The organism is Flavobacterium anhuiense, assembly GCF_900101855.1.
GTDB classification, from domain to species: domain Bacteria; phylum Bacteroidota; class Bacteroidia; order Flavobacteriales; family Flavobacteriaceae; genus Flavobacterium; species Flavobacterium anhuiense.
The window spans coordinates 118,998-133,163 of record NZ_FMVC01000005.1; the positions used below are offsets into that span (position 1 = coordinate 118,998).

Sequence of the window (14,166 nt, forward strand, 5' to 3'; positions counted from 1 at the left end):
TAACTGAAGGATTTTAGAAAAGTTTCTTTAGAAGGTTCAGAAGCATAAAACAAAACTCTCCTGATTTGGAGAGTTTATTGTTTATTTAAGATGCGTAACATTCTACTCACTTCAATATCCATTCTTGAAAAGGCAAACCATTTTTTTGCCAAATCTTTCAGTGATGCTCCGATGTGGTAAAGCTCTGTATTGTCAATAATCAAAAAGCGGTCATGAGCATCGGTGAAAATCTCAATTTCTATAGGTGCATATTGACTGTTGTATCGTTGCAGATCTAGCTGTAACTGATTGCTGATAGTTTTGGTATAGATTGTTGTTGTTACATTATCCTTGCGTTTCCCCAATAAAGTCAGCACCGTATCGTCCACATAATTATCAAGTAAAATAATAGAACTTTCTGCACTTCGGATAATATCAGAAACAAAAGTATAGGCATCAAAAACTTGCCCGTTATAGAAAATACCTTTTTCGCTGTGGAGCTTATCGCTTTCCAAAGCTTTAAAAATTTCTTCAAATTTTTGGTCGGCTTCTAGTTGCTTTAATTCAATACTATCCAAACGATGAAACAAAGAAGCATTGCTGATAAGCATTCTCCGCATTTCTACGAAAGCTTCCATAATTTCAACGCTCACTTTAACGGCAATATCCGAGCGGAGTATCGCAGATGCCATCGCAATCCCTTGTTCGGTAAAAACGTATGGCAAATAACGTCTTCCACCGTAATTTAAACTTGAGGTTCCAATTTGGAACCTCAAGTTTTCAAATTCCTTATCTGTCAATTGAAAGCAGAAAGAAATAGGAAATCTTTCGATATTTCTTTTTACGGCTTTGTTGAGGTTCTTTGTTTCCACTTGGTATAAGGAAGAGAGGTTGCTATCCAGCATCACTTGCTTGCCACGTATGGAATAAATCAGGCTCTTGATTTCCGTTGTGCTAATGGTAGGTTTATTTTCCATTACTTTTTGTAGCTTTTATTTTTATCAAACTCAAAAGAGGTCTTGCATTCTTCATCCAATACGATATAGGCATCGAATTTCTTACCTGCCTTGCTTTTCATTCCTTTGATGAGTGAGGTTTTCTTTTTGTTGATAAGGCTTTCAATATCTGCTATGCCAATTTGTATTCCGCAAACATTACGGAACTGTAACCAATTACAAACTTCATCCGGACACTTTACTATTATATCACGGATAATGAGTTGCTGGTTTTTACATTTTGGACAAACCAATTTAGGCAAGCTGTTTTGAGCAATGGAAGTCTGTAATAACTCATTTGTAATAGATAAAGCATAAGCTTCCATTTCTGTTTGAAATACTTCTGAATCAGTTTCGTTATTCTCGATTTTCTGCAAAGCGAGTTCCCATTCGGCAGTCATAGCCACGTCCGCAATTTTTCTGTCCTTAACCAAATCATATACCTGCAGTCCTTTTTCGGTTGGTATCAGGGATTTCTTTTCTCGTTGGATGTAATTGCGGGTAAACAGCGTTTCAATTATCGATGCTCTTGTAGCCGGAGTACCAATACCAATATTCTGAAGGGCTTTTCGTTCTTCATCGTTCTTAATTTCCTTTCCTGAGTTTTCCATTGCAGATAACAGACCTGCTTCAGAGTAAAGCACAGGTGCTTTAGTTTGCTTTTCCAAAAGTATAGCTTCCTTTATTTTGATTTCATCACCCTTTTTCAGTTGAGGCAGATCCTGCAAAGGTTCAGTATCATCTTCTGAGAAATTTCCTTTGATTGAACGCCAGCCAAGTTCAATAATCTTACTGCCTTTTATCGTAAAATCATAATGAAATACTTGTAAATCTACATCGGTGATTTCTTTGATACAAACTTGTGAAATGGCTTCGAGTAAACGAAAAGCAATCATATCATACACTGCATTTTCTTTAGCATTGAGTGCCGATGGAATTTTATCCGTAGTCAACAAACCGTGGTGGTCAGTAACACGCAAATTGTTCACTATGCGTTTATTGTAACGATCACACTTCACTTGAGTTATGGCTTGTTTACAGATTTCCTTATCTTGTAATGCTCTTACGAGATTAGGGATTTCTGCCCACATATCTTCGGGAATGTATTTACTTCCAGTACGTGGATAAGTGATAAATTTCTTTTCGTAAAGGCTTTGGGCAATGTTAAGGGTATCTTCGGCAGAAAGATTAAGCTTTTTATTTGCTTCCTTTTGCAGTCCCGTTAGGTCAAACAATAAAGGCGGTTGCTCTGTAACGCTTTTGGTTTTTACCAATGTAATAGTTGCCGTATCGCTTCTCTGAATAGCTTTCAATGTATTATTGGCAAGTTTTTGATCTTCCCATTTTATCTTTGAGATACTTTTAAAATCTATCAATTCTTTGTTGTGCGATAATTGTATCTGCCAATATTGTTGCACAGCAAAATTCTTGTTTTCCAGATAGCGTTTGCAGATCAAAGCCAATGTCGGTGTTTGTACTCTTCCCAGAGAGTAAATCCCGTTGCCTGCAGCAATGCTCAATGCCTGTGTAGCGTTGATTCCAACCAGCCAATCGGCATGGCTTCTGCCTTGTGCTGCCTGATACAATCCGTCAAATTCTTTTCCTTTTTTTAGATTGTCAAAACCTTGTTTGATTGCTTTCTCTGTAAGTGAACTTATCCAAAGCCTTTCAAAAGGTTTGTTGCATTTGAGATATTCATAGATATATCTGAAGATAAGCTCACCTTCACGGCCGGCATCGGTAGCGACGATAATACTGTCAGCTTTATCAAATAATTCTTTAATTACTTTTAGTTGTTTTAATGCCCCTGTATCGACTGTATAGCCTTTTTCTTTTTTGATTTTTCTTACAGTCAATAAAAACGGGTTTGGAAGTATAGGTAGGGATGCCTTGTCAAATCCTGACACCCCATAATCTTCAGGCATTGCCAACCCGATCAGGTGTCCGAATGCCCATGTAACAAAATAGCCGTTACCTGTCAGATAGCCCTCTTTTTTCTCAGACGCTCCCACAAGTAAGGCTATTTCTCTTGCTACGCTTGGTTTTTCTGCAATAATTGTTTTCATGTTATACTACATTTTTCTGCCTTTAGATTTCGCAGGTTCTTGCTGTTTCTCTTGTTGCTCTTGTTGTTTTTTGTCTTTTGGAGTTTGTTGCTTAGGTCCCAAAGGCTCTTTGATATTCTTTGTCGCTTCATTGGTTTTTCCCTCCGAATTGACTGCTGTTTGTGTTTTGTGAGCTTCGGTAGGCTGAGCCTGTTCCTTAACCTTATTCGGAAATTCAAATTTGGTTTTTCCTGATTCCTGGTTATAGGTAATATATCCCTGATATGGCTTTCCTTTTTTATCAATCAGGCCGTCAATGTAAACAGTCTGCCCATTTTTGTAATCCTTGTATTGCTCATCATTTAGTTCTTTTCCCCTAAAAGTTTTGGGAGCTTCCTGAGGTTGGCTTTGCTTATTATTTTGTTGATTGCCTTGCGATTGATTGTTGGAATTACTTCTGTCGAATAAAAATTCTACATATCTTTTGTCGGCATTAAATTGAATATTGGCACTGAAAGTATCACCTTTTTTAGAAATCATTCCTTCAAGATAAAGCGGTTTGCCTTCAGTTAAAGCCTGCTTTTGCGTATCATCTAATTTTACCCCCTTAATCTCATCCGGAATCTTAATGAATTCTGTTTTTAGAGCAATCAGCTCATTGGTAAGCCTGTCTACACTAATAATTGAGGGCATCATTTCACCGGTTTTGGTGTTTTTTAAATCGACTACACGTCCCATATTTCCTGTTTCCAGCAGGTTTTTTTTGTCTTCATCTGTAAACTTATGTCCGAAAAATTCAAAGTTCAGGTTGGGTTCCTTTCTGATACCATGTATCGCTGCTACAACCTTTCCGTCTTCAGTAGACTGTAAAGATAAACGAGCATCTGTACGGACAATGGCACCGCCCATATTGACACTTATTGGAACGAGCTCATTGGTTTTATAACCTTTTAATAAAGGTTCTAATAAATTCATTTTTTCAAGACGTTCTTTACTTAGCCCAAGATTATTCATGGTATCCCAATCAATCTGTTCTGGCTTAAATCGATTTTCATTTGTTTCAGGTGTTGTCTGTGTTGTTTCCATATTGTTTTGATTTTCTTGTTTCTGTTCTTGTAAATTTTCTGATTTCACCTCGTGTTCCTTCATTAATTTTTCTCCATCAGGAGTAGGATTGTTTACCTGCTTCTGCATATCATTTGCAACATTAACCGCAACAGGTGCAGGTACTTTAAAAAATGAGAAATTGGTCGGATTTTTCAATTGGCTGAAAAAATTGGAAAAGAAGTTGGAAAAGAAATCACCATGCTTATCCACACGCATAAACTGATTTTGGTTTTTCTTAGTCGGTTCAACGGTTTCCATTTTACCATTTTCATCAATACTCTTTACCGCTTGTATTTTCATTTTCTCTTTATCCAGTACAAGTAGAATGTCAGATAGTTGCTCAGTTATTTCCTGTTTATTTAAAGTTTCTTCACTCATAATCTTAAAAAATTAAAATTCAATTTCGAAAGTAAAATAAGACTCCACTTCATTACATTACTTGGCATTCAAAGGCAGTGTTTGTCGCTCAAAGGCGCTATAGCTTTGTAGATTGCGGATTAAAACTATCTCTAATGAACTGATGAACATCAGAAAGCTTATAATACAATTTACCGCTTATGGTGTAATAAGGTAGTTTCCCGATAGAGCGGTATCTTTGAAGGGAACGGTTACTGATTTTTAACATTTGAAGCAGATCCTGATTATCTAGCAATTCATCTCCATCTATACTGTTACGTTTATTTCGTATATTATCTATTTGGTCTCCCAATATATCAAAACGCACCATCAGGCGTTCCATCCACGCTAAAAATTCTATTCTATCAATATTCATAGAGCTATTTTTTTTAAAGGGTTATACCTGTTTTTTGTCTGTCTTTAACTTTCTACCTTTTCTTTATAAGTTAACTATGCAAAATTGCCTAGGTTCTTATTTTATTTATGCCAAGTCTTGCCAATTGGTTTAGCCATTTTTTGATTTTTTTTTATAAATAAAAAAATCCTCATTTCACAGGTATTTGAAGGAAAACAGAATAGTTTTGAATGAACTTTCAGCAAGAATTTACCAATGGGTATATATTGGCAAAAAAAAAGCAGTACGTTTTTGGGTACTGCTCTTTATAGTGGTATTGAAATAACTAAAGGTCTTTATCCATATATTCTTCCAGAGATATTTTGAGCTGGTCTAAAAATGCCGTTCGAGAACCCACTCTTGTTTTCATTCGGTGGAAAGAGTGATGTATATCATTGAGTGGTGTTTTGAATAGTACCTGAAAAATCAACGCTAATTTTCGGATACCTATATTTCTATGTGAAATTGAATTTGAAGCATAAAGAGCATATATAAGTTCGATAAGAGCATTTTGAGAATTTGTCCAGGCAATGTCCTTGTTTCCTTCTCCGTTTATTAAAATCATATCGGGATTTTCTTCAGGATTAATTTTGGTAATCAGATAAGTATAAAGCAGTTCGTTGGCTATAATGTGAGCTACCTTGTTGTCATAGTAAGTCGAGAAACTAAGGTCAATTTCGAATACACTACTCTTTAATCCATCGTGGTAATTGATTTGCCCCAGTCTAAAGTAAGTATCATCACGATCTGTTCTACATGCACGGTAGTATCTGTAAAAATCTTCATTGCAAATGCTTTCTTTATATTCTGATTTGAGCGATTTGAATTGGTTTTCATAATAGCTTTGATGTATTTGACCATTACTTACAGGGCAAGTAGTTTCAATACGAAATACTTTGTTATAATAGATGAGTTTTCCTAATATTTGTGGTTTGATATTCTTGAAAAAGTTAATTTCATTCTCTTTATCTTTAAATCCAGTTTGTAAGGTTTCTGATTTTATTGAGTACAACATTTTTTTCAGGAATAAAGTCATTTGATATGCCTCATCCGCCATTCGCATCATCTGTGAAGACAGTTTAACTTCCTGATGATGAATTTGCTCTAATATCTTATTCAATATAATTTCCATAGCATAGTCTTTTTAAAGATTCTCAATTATTTGATCTGAGGGTTATCTATTGTAGATATGCCAAATTTTGGAAAAAATAGTAAAATAAATATCACAGTTTCCCCACAGTGGGGATATTTTATTCTTTATAAAATTGAAAATAACCGATGAACTTTTATTACACTCTATCAATTTTTGATTGAATGTAATTGAAACAATTGAATGAAACGATTACTGTTAAAGGTACACAGTATATTAACTAGGATTTAAACAAATATAATTTCCGTTTGGGTAATAGTCTTGCCATCTAAATATATTCTTAAATGCCTAAAACGAGGTATAAACTGCCTATTAAAGACAAAGCATACCTATTAAAGACATCATTAATAATCAACTTTGCTAAGTTTTAATTTTACCTGGAATTTAAAAATTAAGACACTCTATGAAGCCATTTACATTTGACCAGATACCTACAATGATGAAGAAACTCCATGATAGATTAGATCATTTAGAAAGACTTATCATAAAGATTTCTTTTAAAGAAGAAAATAAGAACGAATTATTGAACATTGATGAAGCTTCTAAACTTTTAAATCTATCAGTACCAACAATTTATTCTAAAGTAAGCAAACGGGAAATCCCAGTTAATAAGCAAGGAAAACGTCTTTATTTCTACCGGCATGAATTGATGAAATGGATTAAGGCGGGCAGGGTGAAAACTCATTTAGAAATTCGAAACGATATTGAAAAAAAGGTTATAAAACCTTAGGTCTTAAATTATATAACATTACAATTCGTAAGAAACCCAAATATCTTTTTCTTTGATTTGAAAGTAAAGTAAAATGAGTAATCTGTTATTTTTTTATAAATTTAATAACTTTTCATAAACCTAAAATAATCTTGAATTGATATGAAAATTTTAAAGAATGCAATAGAAGCAATCCAAATTGGGCTTGAAGATTTTAAAAACGAAGATCCACGAAGAGCACAATCTGCCATACGAAATATTTTTGCTGGAATGTTACTTCTATTTAAAGAACAATTACGACGTATGTCTCCAGAGAATAGTGATGAAGTATTAATAAAACAAATAATTATACCGATACTCGATGCAAATGGAGAGTTATCCTTTCAAGGAAAAGGGAAAAAAACTGTAGATGTCCAACAAATCAGAGAGCGATTTAAAGGATTTGGAATTATAGTTGACTGGAAAGTAATAGATGAGATAAACAATCTTCGTAATAACATCGAACATTATTATACAGAAGAATCATCATCAGTAATAAATGAAGTAGTCTCAAAATCTTTTGGAATTATAAGAGATTTTTGTATCAACTACCTTGAAGAAGAACCTAGTATCCTTTTAGGACCAGTTTCGTGGGATATTTTTCTGGAGACAGAAGAGATTTATGAAAAAGAAAAAGAAGAAAGTGAACAATCTCTTTCAAAAGTAGACTGGACTTATTCTATCCTTTTTGAGTCAATTAATAATATGCGTTGCCCCTCATGTAAATCAGATTTAATCCATGCACAAGATGTTCATAAATATACACCAAGTGAAACTCTGCCTTTACGTTGCAAAAAATGTAATGAAGAATTCGATTTTGTTGATGTAATTGAGGAATGTATTATTGAAGACCTTGCTTCTGAAGCATATCTTGCAATAGTTGATGGGGGTAATGATCCTTACACAGAATGTCCAGAATGTGGACAATCAACCTATGTTTTTTCCGAAAAATGCTGTCTTACTTGTGGTTATCAACAAGAAAATAAAACTTGTTTAGTTTGTGGAACTTACTTAGATATAGAAGAAGGATATAATGGAAATATCTGTTCTTATCACAAGTGGGCATGGGAAAAGGCTGAACGTGATTAAGAACAGATGGTTTTAGAGCAGCTATAATTCACCATTAATGTAAAGATTTAGAAAATATAAAATCTTCCCGGATTATATATGCTGATGAAGATGCATTCTTGTTAATCAGCAAATCTAAGATTTTAATAAATGAATTTCTAAGCTTTACATTGCTTTGTAGTGCCTTCCTATAAGTACTATCATGGTAAGCTTGAATTATCAGCTTGTCGAAGTAATAAGAATTTTCATAATCAATCCTATCTTTACTCATACGAGAGGCGATTACCTCAACAGCATCTGGCATCATTTCAGTAAATCCGATACCAGATACCAATTTGATACTATTATCAAGATTTGCCCCTGCATCTATGAAATCCAGCAGTAGTTGTTTTTTGCCAGCCAAAGGCAGCCAGTTGAATTGATAAGAATCAGACATGTAGTAATGATTAAAAAGCAACTGCTTGTCGAATGTAAAGACTTTAGCTTTTGTACATTTATCAATGAATTTTTCCAGTAAGTTCCAGTATCGTAATTTCGATTCGTCAGCCAAGTAAGCAAGATGTAAGTCTTCCAATCGTTGCGATATGAAATCTTTAACTTTATTTCTCATTTTTCGTTCGTCACTGCTTTCAAAAACTATATCAGTCATCGTTTCAAAAAAGTTTGATGCTACTTCCAACTTTTGATTAAGCATATATTTAGCAGAAAACTCACCAAATTCATGAAGCGATTGATAATTGAATTGATCATGAGTTACTCTATAATCTTTTTTGTTTAGGTTATTTAAAATATACTTCAAAAGAGAAAGACAGAAACCTTGTAGTTTTAAACTCTCAGTATCGTATGGAATTAGTTTATGTATTTCTAAAAGAATATCAATATTATTATCATCAAACTCGATGCTCTCGAGTAAAATCTCATTGTCACTAATTTCAATGGATTTTATTAGTTCATCGTATTTTCTTCGAACCTCTATAATCTTCTGATCTCGAGATAATTTTTCATCACCTGCATTTATTTCTGATATTTTACCACTGCCTTTAAAGTACTTAATTAATTTATCAATAAATAACACTAGTCCTCTTTTTTGAAGCGCCACTGATGATATCTGCAAGTGCCTGGTGCGGTAAAGTAATTTGCTAAATGATGAATAGTGATATATCCCTGCTATACAATTCTCCATGAAATTAGGATCATTCTTCCATAAATAATTATGAATAGTCTTAAAGAGAGGTTTTTTTTCCAGATTTCCTCGATAAGAAATCAGGGCGAGAAAAATGTATCTCTTCAACTTTGATTTAAGTTCTCCTTCCGACAAATGCATAAGTAGAGGGAGAACTGAGTATGATATTTCAGTCTCTAAAGGAGTATGCGTAAATCCAAAAAAACCGATTTTTTCATCTGCTCTGTGAAGATCATATTCAATTATAGCACAAATTTTATCAGTACACCAGTTTCTCTCGATTTCGTTTAGATTTACGAAATAATCGCGGACACCAATTCCCGCTGTCAATCCTGTATTTTTTTCTATAACATTAATTTTAGTATTTTGCTCAGCATCTTTAATGACTTTAAATACATCCTGCCATTTTTTATAGCTCTCATCTTCAACAGGAGTGTACTGAAATTTTTTAAAACTCCAGTTGGTTGCTATCGAAACTACAGATGATTCTTCGGCATCTTTTTTATATTCGTCAACAATATGCTGAAGACTTTCATCCACGATAGCTTCCACCAAATATCCTTCAGGTACCTTTGCAGTCACTTGATATTTTCTGTAATCCATGTAACTTACTTGAAGCTTCCATTGCTCATCCGCTTTAGGGTCTTCATAAAGAGCATCTAATATCTTGTGGATTTGAGGAGCTAATTTTCCAGTAGAATGATCTCTAACGAAATCACGAATCATAATCTTTCGGTGTTCCAACTTTTGGAAGTTATGCAATTTAATTTGATGCTCCCGAGCATTCCTCATCGTTCCCAGAGGACTAAATGCTGATGATTCCTTAACAACTCTTAAAATATCCCAATTGTATATATCTTTGAAACCTAAAAGAGGTAATACTTTTGTTGCACCTAATTTAGGATGTGCCATAGCCACACTCATCAATACAGCAGATCCCATAACATTGTTACTCTTTTTTAAGAGCGTTTCAAAAGCGTAGTCCCAAATAAGTAGAAAAGATTTATCTTCTTCTGTTTCTATTGTTTCCTCCCTTATACCAGCTAACGAAAGTAAGAATTGCTCCAGCGCCATCAACACAGACTCGATAAGGTCTGGCACAGCGATGTAGGTTCCACGGAACATAGTCCATAATGTTGCACTAGCATGTTGCGTATTAACCGAACCATCAGTGAATTGCAATTCAAATTTTGTTCGGTCACTGGACTCAATCTGATACGTTGATTTTTTGTCGTAGTCAGATTGAAGATAAGCTAACGTACAATGGTTTAGTAATTTTACGATAAAATTGATTGTATGCACTGGCTTTTTCAGTAAAAGATATGATATCGGCGTCTGATATGGACTCGCTGGAAAATAACGCAAATCAATTTCTGCGCTAATTCCGAATGAATTCTCTTTATTTTCATAATGCCCTTTGTAGATAAATTGATTCTCGTGATCGTTTTTGATTTCTTCGGCAGGAGGTGGTGGATAGTAAAACCACTTTTCTTCCAATATTTCAATTACAAGTTCCGGGTAATTCATACTAACAATTTTACTTTCATCACCAGAAATGACAAACTTGATAATTGAACCATAAACTCTTTTAAGCCCATTTTTTCTATTGCTGATCTTAGTAGTATGAGCTTTATAAATCAATTCTCTGACTTCTTCTGAAACTACTTCTGAAAGCCTCAATAATAATCTGATACAATCTTCTAAATAAGAATCAAGAGATGATAAATATTCACTATCCTTATCTTCGGTTTCAAATGATTTAAAGTAAGCAAGTATAATCATAGCTACTTCCCTAGCTTCTGGTGGTAAGGAACTGTCCTTTATTCCTTTTTTCCATTCAAGTATCATATTAATGATTTTAGGAAATTGTCTTTCAAGAGAAGAAATATTGTCATTCACAAAACTGATCATGTTCTGCCAACCATCCCCAAAAGGTATAAGATTGACGTTATGATAAAACTTCGTCTTCTCTTCAGGTTTATATAAATTCAGGTTGGTAAGATCGAGTTTTTGGCAAGCCACTTTCAATACAAAGATAGATCGCGTAAAATACTTAAAATTATCTTGAAAAAGGAAAACTTTATTTTCTTCAAGAAAAATCTTGCTGTAAGGAGATTGCATAATGGCTACCAGAATTTCATCCTTCCAATAGTTTTCTACTTCCTTTTCCGAAAGTGTCAATTTCATCAGCTCGTTAGCTTGCGGACTTCCAATTTGCATTTTCTCCGAAAACCAAATCCTGAAAGCTCGTCTTATAGCCGCAGTTGTGTCAAGAGCTATATAAAAATGATCATAACGCCCTTCTGCTATTGCATATCTTTGGAAATTTTCTTCAATATGACGCTCCAGAGCCCAATCTTCAAAAATATCATGTGATGCTGCATAACCTCTACCAGTAGTTGGTTCTTTATCTATAATGCCATCATGATACAATGCCTCAATAATAGTATCATGGGGTGTATCAATAAAAGCATAAGTACTCATACCCGCAGTCCGTGTAATGGCTATCAACATAAATACTTCTCCGCGTAATCTTTTTACGGATGCCTCGCAATGAGAAATTCTACTTTCTATAACGTAATCCCACATGATTTTCCTGAATGCCATTTCAGAATCTACATCCTCCATAACTGTTCCACTGGCAAGATTGACAGCCAAATCTAAATTAAAAGGAATTTCCAGGACTTTGGCCAGAGATTCTTTCTCAAGCAATGATTTTAATTGAGGATATTCTCTTTCCACTTTAAGAAGTTCATCATCACTAAGAACAGGTATTTTGAAATCGCTAAATATTGGAAACTGTCTCAGAAAACGTATTTTTAATGATTCAATGGCATAGCTCCTGCATGTCATCACTATTTTAATATCGTCTCTTTTCGCAATTAGTGCAAAAAAATCCAATATGGTATCTGCATTCTTTGTTTCCAGTAACTTCTCTATACTATCTATCAATAATATTTTATGTTTGGTAAAGTAGTTAGAACTCAGAACGTACTCAAGTTCTGGAACAAACCCAAACGGATTCTGGCGAAATATTTCTATAAGACTATTTTTATCCAGCTGCTCGCCTTGTAGAGCAATAATGCTATGACTTTCTCCTAGTTCGTGAAAAGCCCTTTTTACAATTGAAGATTTACCTACTCCTGGATTACCATAAACAATCGTGAATTTCGAATCATTAATTTTTTTAATCAGAGCACTTGTTAACTTACTTCGTTCAAGATTTATTACTCCAACCTTGTCTCGAATTCGCGACAAAACCCTTTCTGTATTGGAATTTAGCTGTTTTATAGCATTCAGGATATCCTGATTGGTTTCGATACTTAGTAATGGTAATATCTCATACCTATAGTTTTCAAGCAGGGTGTTAACAAGATGTAGATTGATACCTAAGACACGCTTTGTCGTAATTTCATAAGAACGAAAAATACCGCATACGTAATCAGCTATTTCAGTTTTTAAAACAATTGGGCTTCCCGAATAGCCCTCTACCAGATTATCCGAGTTATAATGACCTGTTATTGGATCGGCAACCTCAATTTGTATTTCGTTATCGTAATCACGATCACCCACTACATTCAGTCTGTATAGGGTTCTCTTACGTTTGTTTTGTACCGCTTTTGGGATACCCGTTATTTCAGCACAAATAGAATCTCTAGGATGCTCACAAAGTTTAGGAGCGTGTTCCAGATCAATACATGACGGAAGAATTGATAATGGTACAATAATAATCCCAATGTCCTCCGTGTCAAAATTTTCCCCCAATAAGATGACGTCAGTATCATTCAAATCATAACTTTGCCATTCACCATCTAAAAGAAATTGAATAACTATATTATCTTTCTTTAAAGGAATATCGCTTTTGTCAGTCAGACAGTGACGAGCTGTAATTATATAAGCTTCTGAGGAGTCTGAAGAAGGACTGAATATAAATCCGCCACCAAAACCTTCAGGCGTCGAAATTCGGATTATGTAATCGTGGATAGTAGAATTCATATATCAAAGAATAAATTTCGTTCACCTTTCTTAGGAAAATTTAAATTAATCTTGCTTTCTTTATCAACATCAAAAATACTATCTGTTAGGGAGTTTTTTTGTGTAATATAAAATTGAATTTCCTTATCTGGATTTGCATTTAGAACTTTTACCAGTGTTTCTTTGTTTGGAAGGTTCGATTTATTGAATCCATCTGCCGAAATGATATAATTTGAACATTTGACTAGTTCCAAAAGCTCATTTCTTAAATTATACTTGCTTCCATGATGCGGTAATTGCATATAATCCAATTGCACAGGCTTTCCGTTGTTTACTCTTTTAAGATTCGCAATTAGCACATCTGGCTCACTGTCAGCCGTAAATAATACAGCCGCCTCTTTGTATTCAAATAAAAATGCAATACTTGAAGCATTTTCCTCTGAATGTGATTTATGCTCTTTAGAAATATCAAAATCTTCAATAGGTGTCTCATAATCATTTTTTCCAGCCGCCTTTTTTGACGAAGAATCCCGTGTTCTTAGAAGACTCTCTTCTTTCTTCCATTTTTCCTTTAGCTCATCTAAGTTTTTTTTCTCCGGAGATAATATAGTGGCCTTAGCGCCCCATAAATCAATCGTTCCCGAATCGGTTGTTATCGACTCATTGACAATAGAATTCTTAATTAAGTAATCTCTTAGGTTTATACCTTGCCTTGTACTTTTTCTATTGGAATCACGTATACCCGTATCATAATCCCAAATAGAATAATTATACCAAAATTTGGTTTTGGAGAAATCTACATTCCCCAGTAGCTCGGTATCTTTTAGAAGTCTTAAAATTCCTCCAATGTGATCATCGTCTATATGTGATAAAATCCATAAATCAATATATTCATCAGGAGTTTTTACAATCTCCTTCAGTGTTTTACGTAACCCATCATCATAAACAGAGCCTTTTTCAGTTCCTCCATCAATAATTATATTATGTATTTTATTGTCGTTTCCTAAAAAACGGATATGTATTGCATCGCCACATCCTGCATCTAAAAATGTAATCTTCATAATTTGCATTTTGATTATGTTAGTAGTTTTAAATTTTTTTCTAGATCTATTCGTTCTTGATAGAT

General features: G+C 34.2%; 9 protein-coding genes. 2 read left to right on the forward strand and 7 right to left on the reverse strand.

Annotation, left to right across the window (positions count from 1 at the left end; genetic code table 11):
• Window positions 1-74: 74 nt before the first annotated feature.
• The 5 genes from BLP44_RS14510 to BLP44_RS14530 all read right to left on the reverse strand — a co-directional run bounded on the left by BLP44_RS14510 (window position 75) and on the right by BLP44_RS14530 (window position 6,048).
• On the reverse strand, window positions 75-956 hold the full coding sequence (locus BLP44_RS14510; protein WP_091133981.1) for an ORF6N domain-containing protein: 882 nt from the start codon (window positions 954-956) through the stop codon (window positions 75-77).
• Complete coding sequence (locus BLP44_RS14515; protein WP_091133983.1) at window positions 956-3,040, reverse strand: type IA DNA topoisomerase; 2,085 nt, start codon at window positions 3,038-3,040, stop codon at window positions 956-958. Before BLP44_RS14515 ends, BLP44_RS14510 begins: the two co-directional genes overlap by 1 nt.
• A gap of 6 nt (window positions 3,041-3,046) precedes the next feature.
• Entirely contained in the window at window positions 3,047-4,504 is a 1,458-nt protein-coding gene (locus BLP44_RS14520) for a DUF3945 domain-containing protein (protein ID WP_091133985.1), read from the reverse strand.
• Window positions 4,505-4,601: 97 nt separating this feature from the next.
• Window positions 4,602-4,898: a helix-turn-helix domain-containing protein gene (locus tag BLP44_RS14525; protein WP_091133987.1), complete on the reverse strand. Its 297-nt coding sequence runs from the start codon at window positions 4,896-4,898 to the stop codon at window positions 4,602-4,604.
• Window positions 4,899-5,202: 304 nt separating this feature from the next.
• The gene (locus BLP44_RS14530; RefSeq protein WP_091133989.1) at window positions 5,203-6,048 is read right to left on the reverse strand and encodes an RteC domain-containing protein; all 846 of its coding nucleotides are present in this window, start codon (window positions 6,046-6,048) and stop codon (window positions 5,203-5,205) included.
• Window positions 6,049-6,469: 421 nt separating this feature from the next.
• On the opposite strand from BLP44_RS14530, the gene BLP44_RS14535 reads away from it, so the two are divergent.
• Entirely contained in the window at window positions 6,470-6,796 is a 327-nt protein-coding gene (locus BLP44_RS14535) for a helix-turn-helix domain-containing protein (protein ID WP_091133991.1), read from the forward strand.
• Between the two features lie 141 nt (window positions 6,797-6,937).
• Window positions 6,938-7,903, forward strand: a complete 966-nt coding sequence (locus BLP44_RS14540; RefSeq protein WP_091133993.1) for a hypothetical protein — start codon at window positions 6,938-6,940, stop codon at window positions 7,901-7,903.
• Between the two features lie 34 nt (window positions 7,904-7,937).
• Here the strand turns inward: BLP44_RS14540 and BLP44_RS14545 are convergent, their stop codons facing one another.
• Window positions 7,938-13,061: an ATP-binding protein gene (locus BLP44_RS14545; protein ID WP_091133995.1), complete on the reverse strand. Its 5,124-nt coding sequence runs from the start codon at window positions 13,059-13,061 to the stop codon at window positions 7,938-7,940.
• Window positions 13,058-14,101: a ComEC/Rec2 family competence protein gene (locus tag BLP44_RS14550; RefSeq protein WP_091134441.1), complete on the reverse strand. Its 1,044-nt coding sequence runs from the start codon at window positions 14,099-14,101 to the stop codon at window positions 13,058-13,060. Before BLP44_RS14550 ends, BLP44_RS14545 begins: the two co-directional genes overlap by 4 nt.
• Window positions 14,102-14,166: the final 65 nt, after the last annotated feature.

Excerpts from the sequence above, each read along its gene's own strand:
- BLP44_RS14520 (WP_091133985.1), bottom strand. The coding sequence starts at position 4,504 with ATGAGTGAAGAAACTTTAAATAAACAGGAAATAACTGAGCAACTATCT.
- BLP44_RS14525 (WP_091133987.1), bottom strand. The coding sequence starts at position 4,898 with ATGAATATTGATAGAATAGAATTTTTAGCGTGGATGGAACGCCTGATG.
- BLP44_RS14540 (WP_091133993.1), top strand. The coding sequence starts at position 6,938 with ATGAAAATTTTAAAGAATGCAATAGAAGCAATCCAAATTGGGCTTGAA.
- BLP44_RS14515 (WP_091133983.1), bottom strand. The coding sequence starts at position 3,040 with ATGAAAACAATTATTGCAGAAAAACCAAGCGTAGCAAGAGAAATAGCC.
- BLP44_RS14545 (WP_091133995.1), bottom strand. The coding sequence starts at position 13,061 with ATGAATTCTACTATCCACGATTACATAATCCGAATTTCGACGCCTGAA.
- BLP44_RS14535 (WP_091133991.1), top strand. The coding sequence starts at position 6,470 with ATGAAGCCATTTACATTTGACCAGATACCTACAATGATGAAGAAACTC.
- BLP44_RS14510 (WP_091133981.1), bottom strand. The coding sequence starts at position 956 with ATGGAAAATAAACCTACCATTAGCACAACGGAAATCAAGAGCCTGATT.
- BLP44_RS14530 (WP_091133989.1), bottom strand. The coding sequence starts at position 6,048 with ATGGAAATTATATTGAATAAGATATTAGAGCAAATTCATCATCAGGAA.
- BLP44_RS14550 (WP_091134441.1), bottom strand. The coding sequence starts at position 14,101 with ATGAAGATTACATTTTTAGATGCAGGATGTGGCGATGCAATACATATC.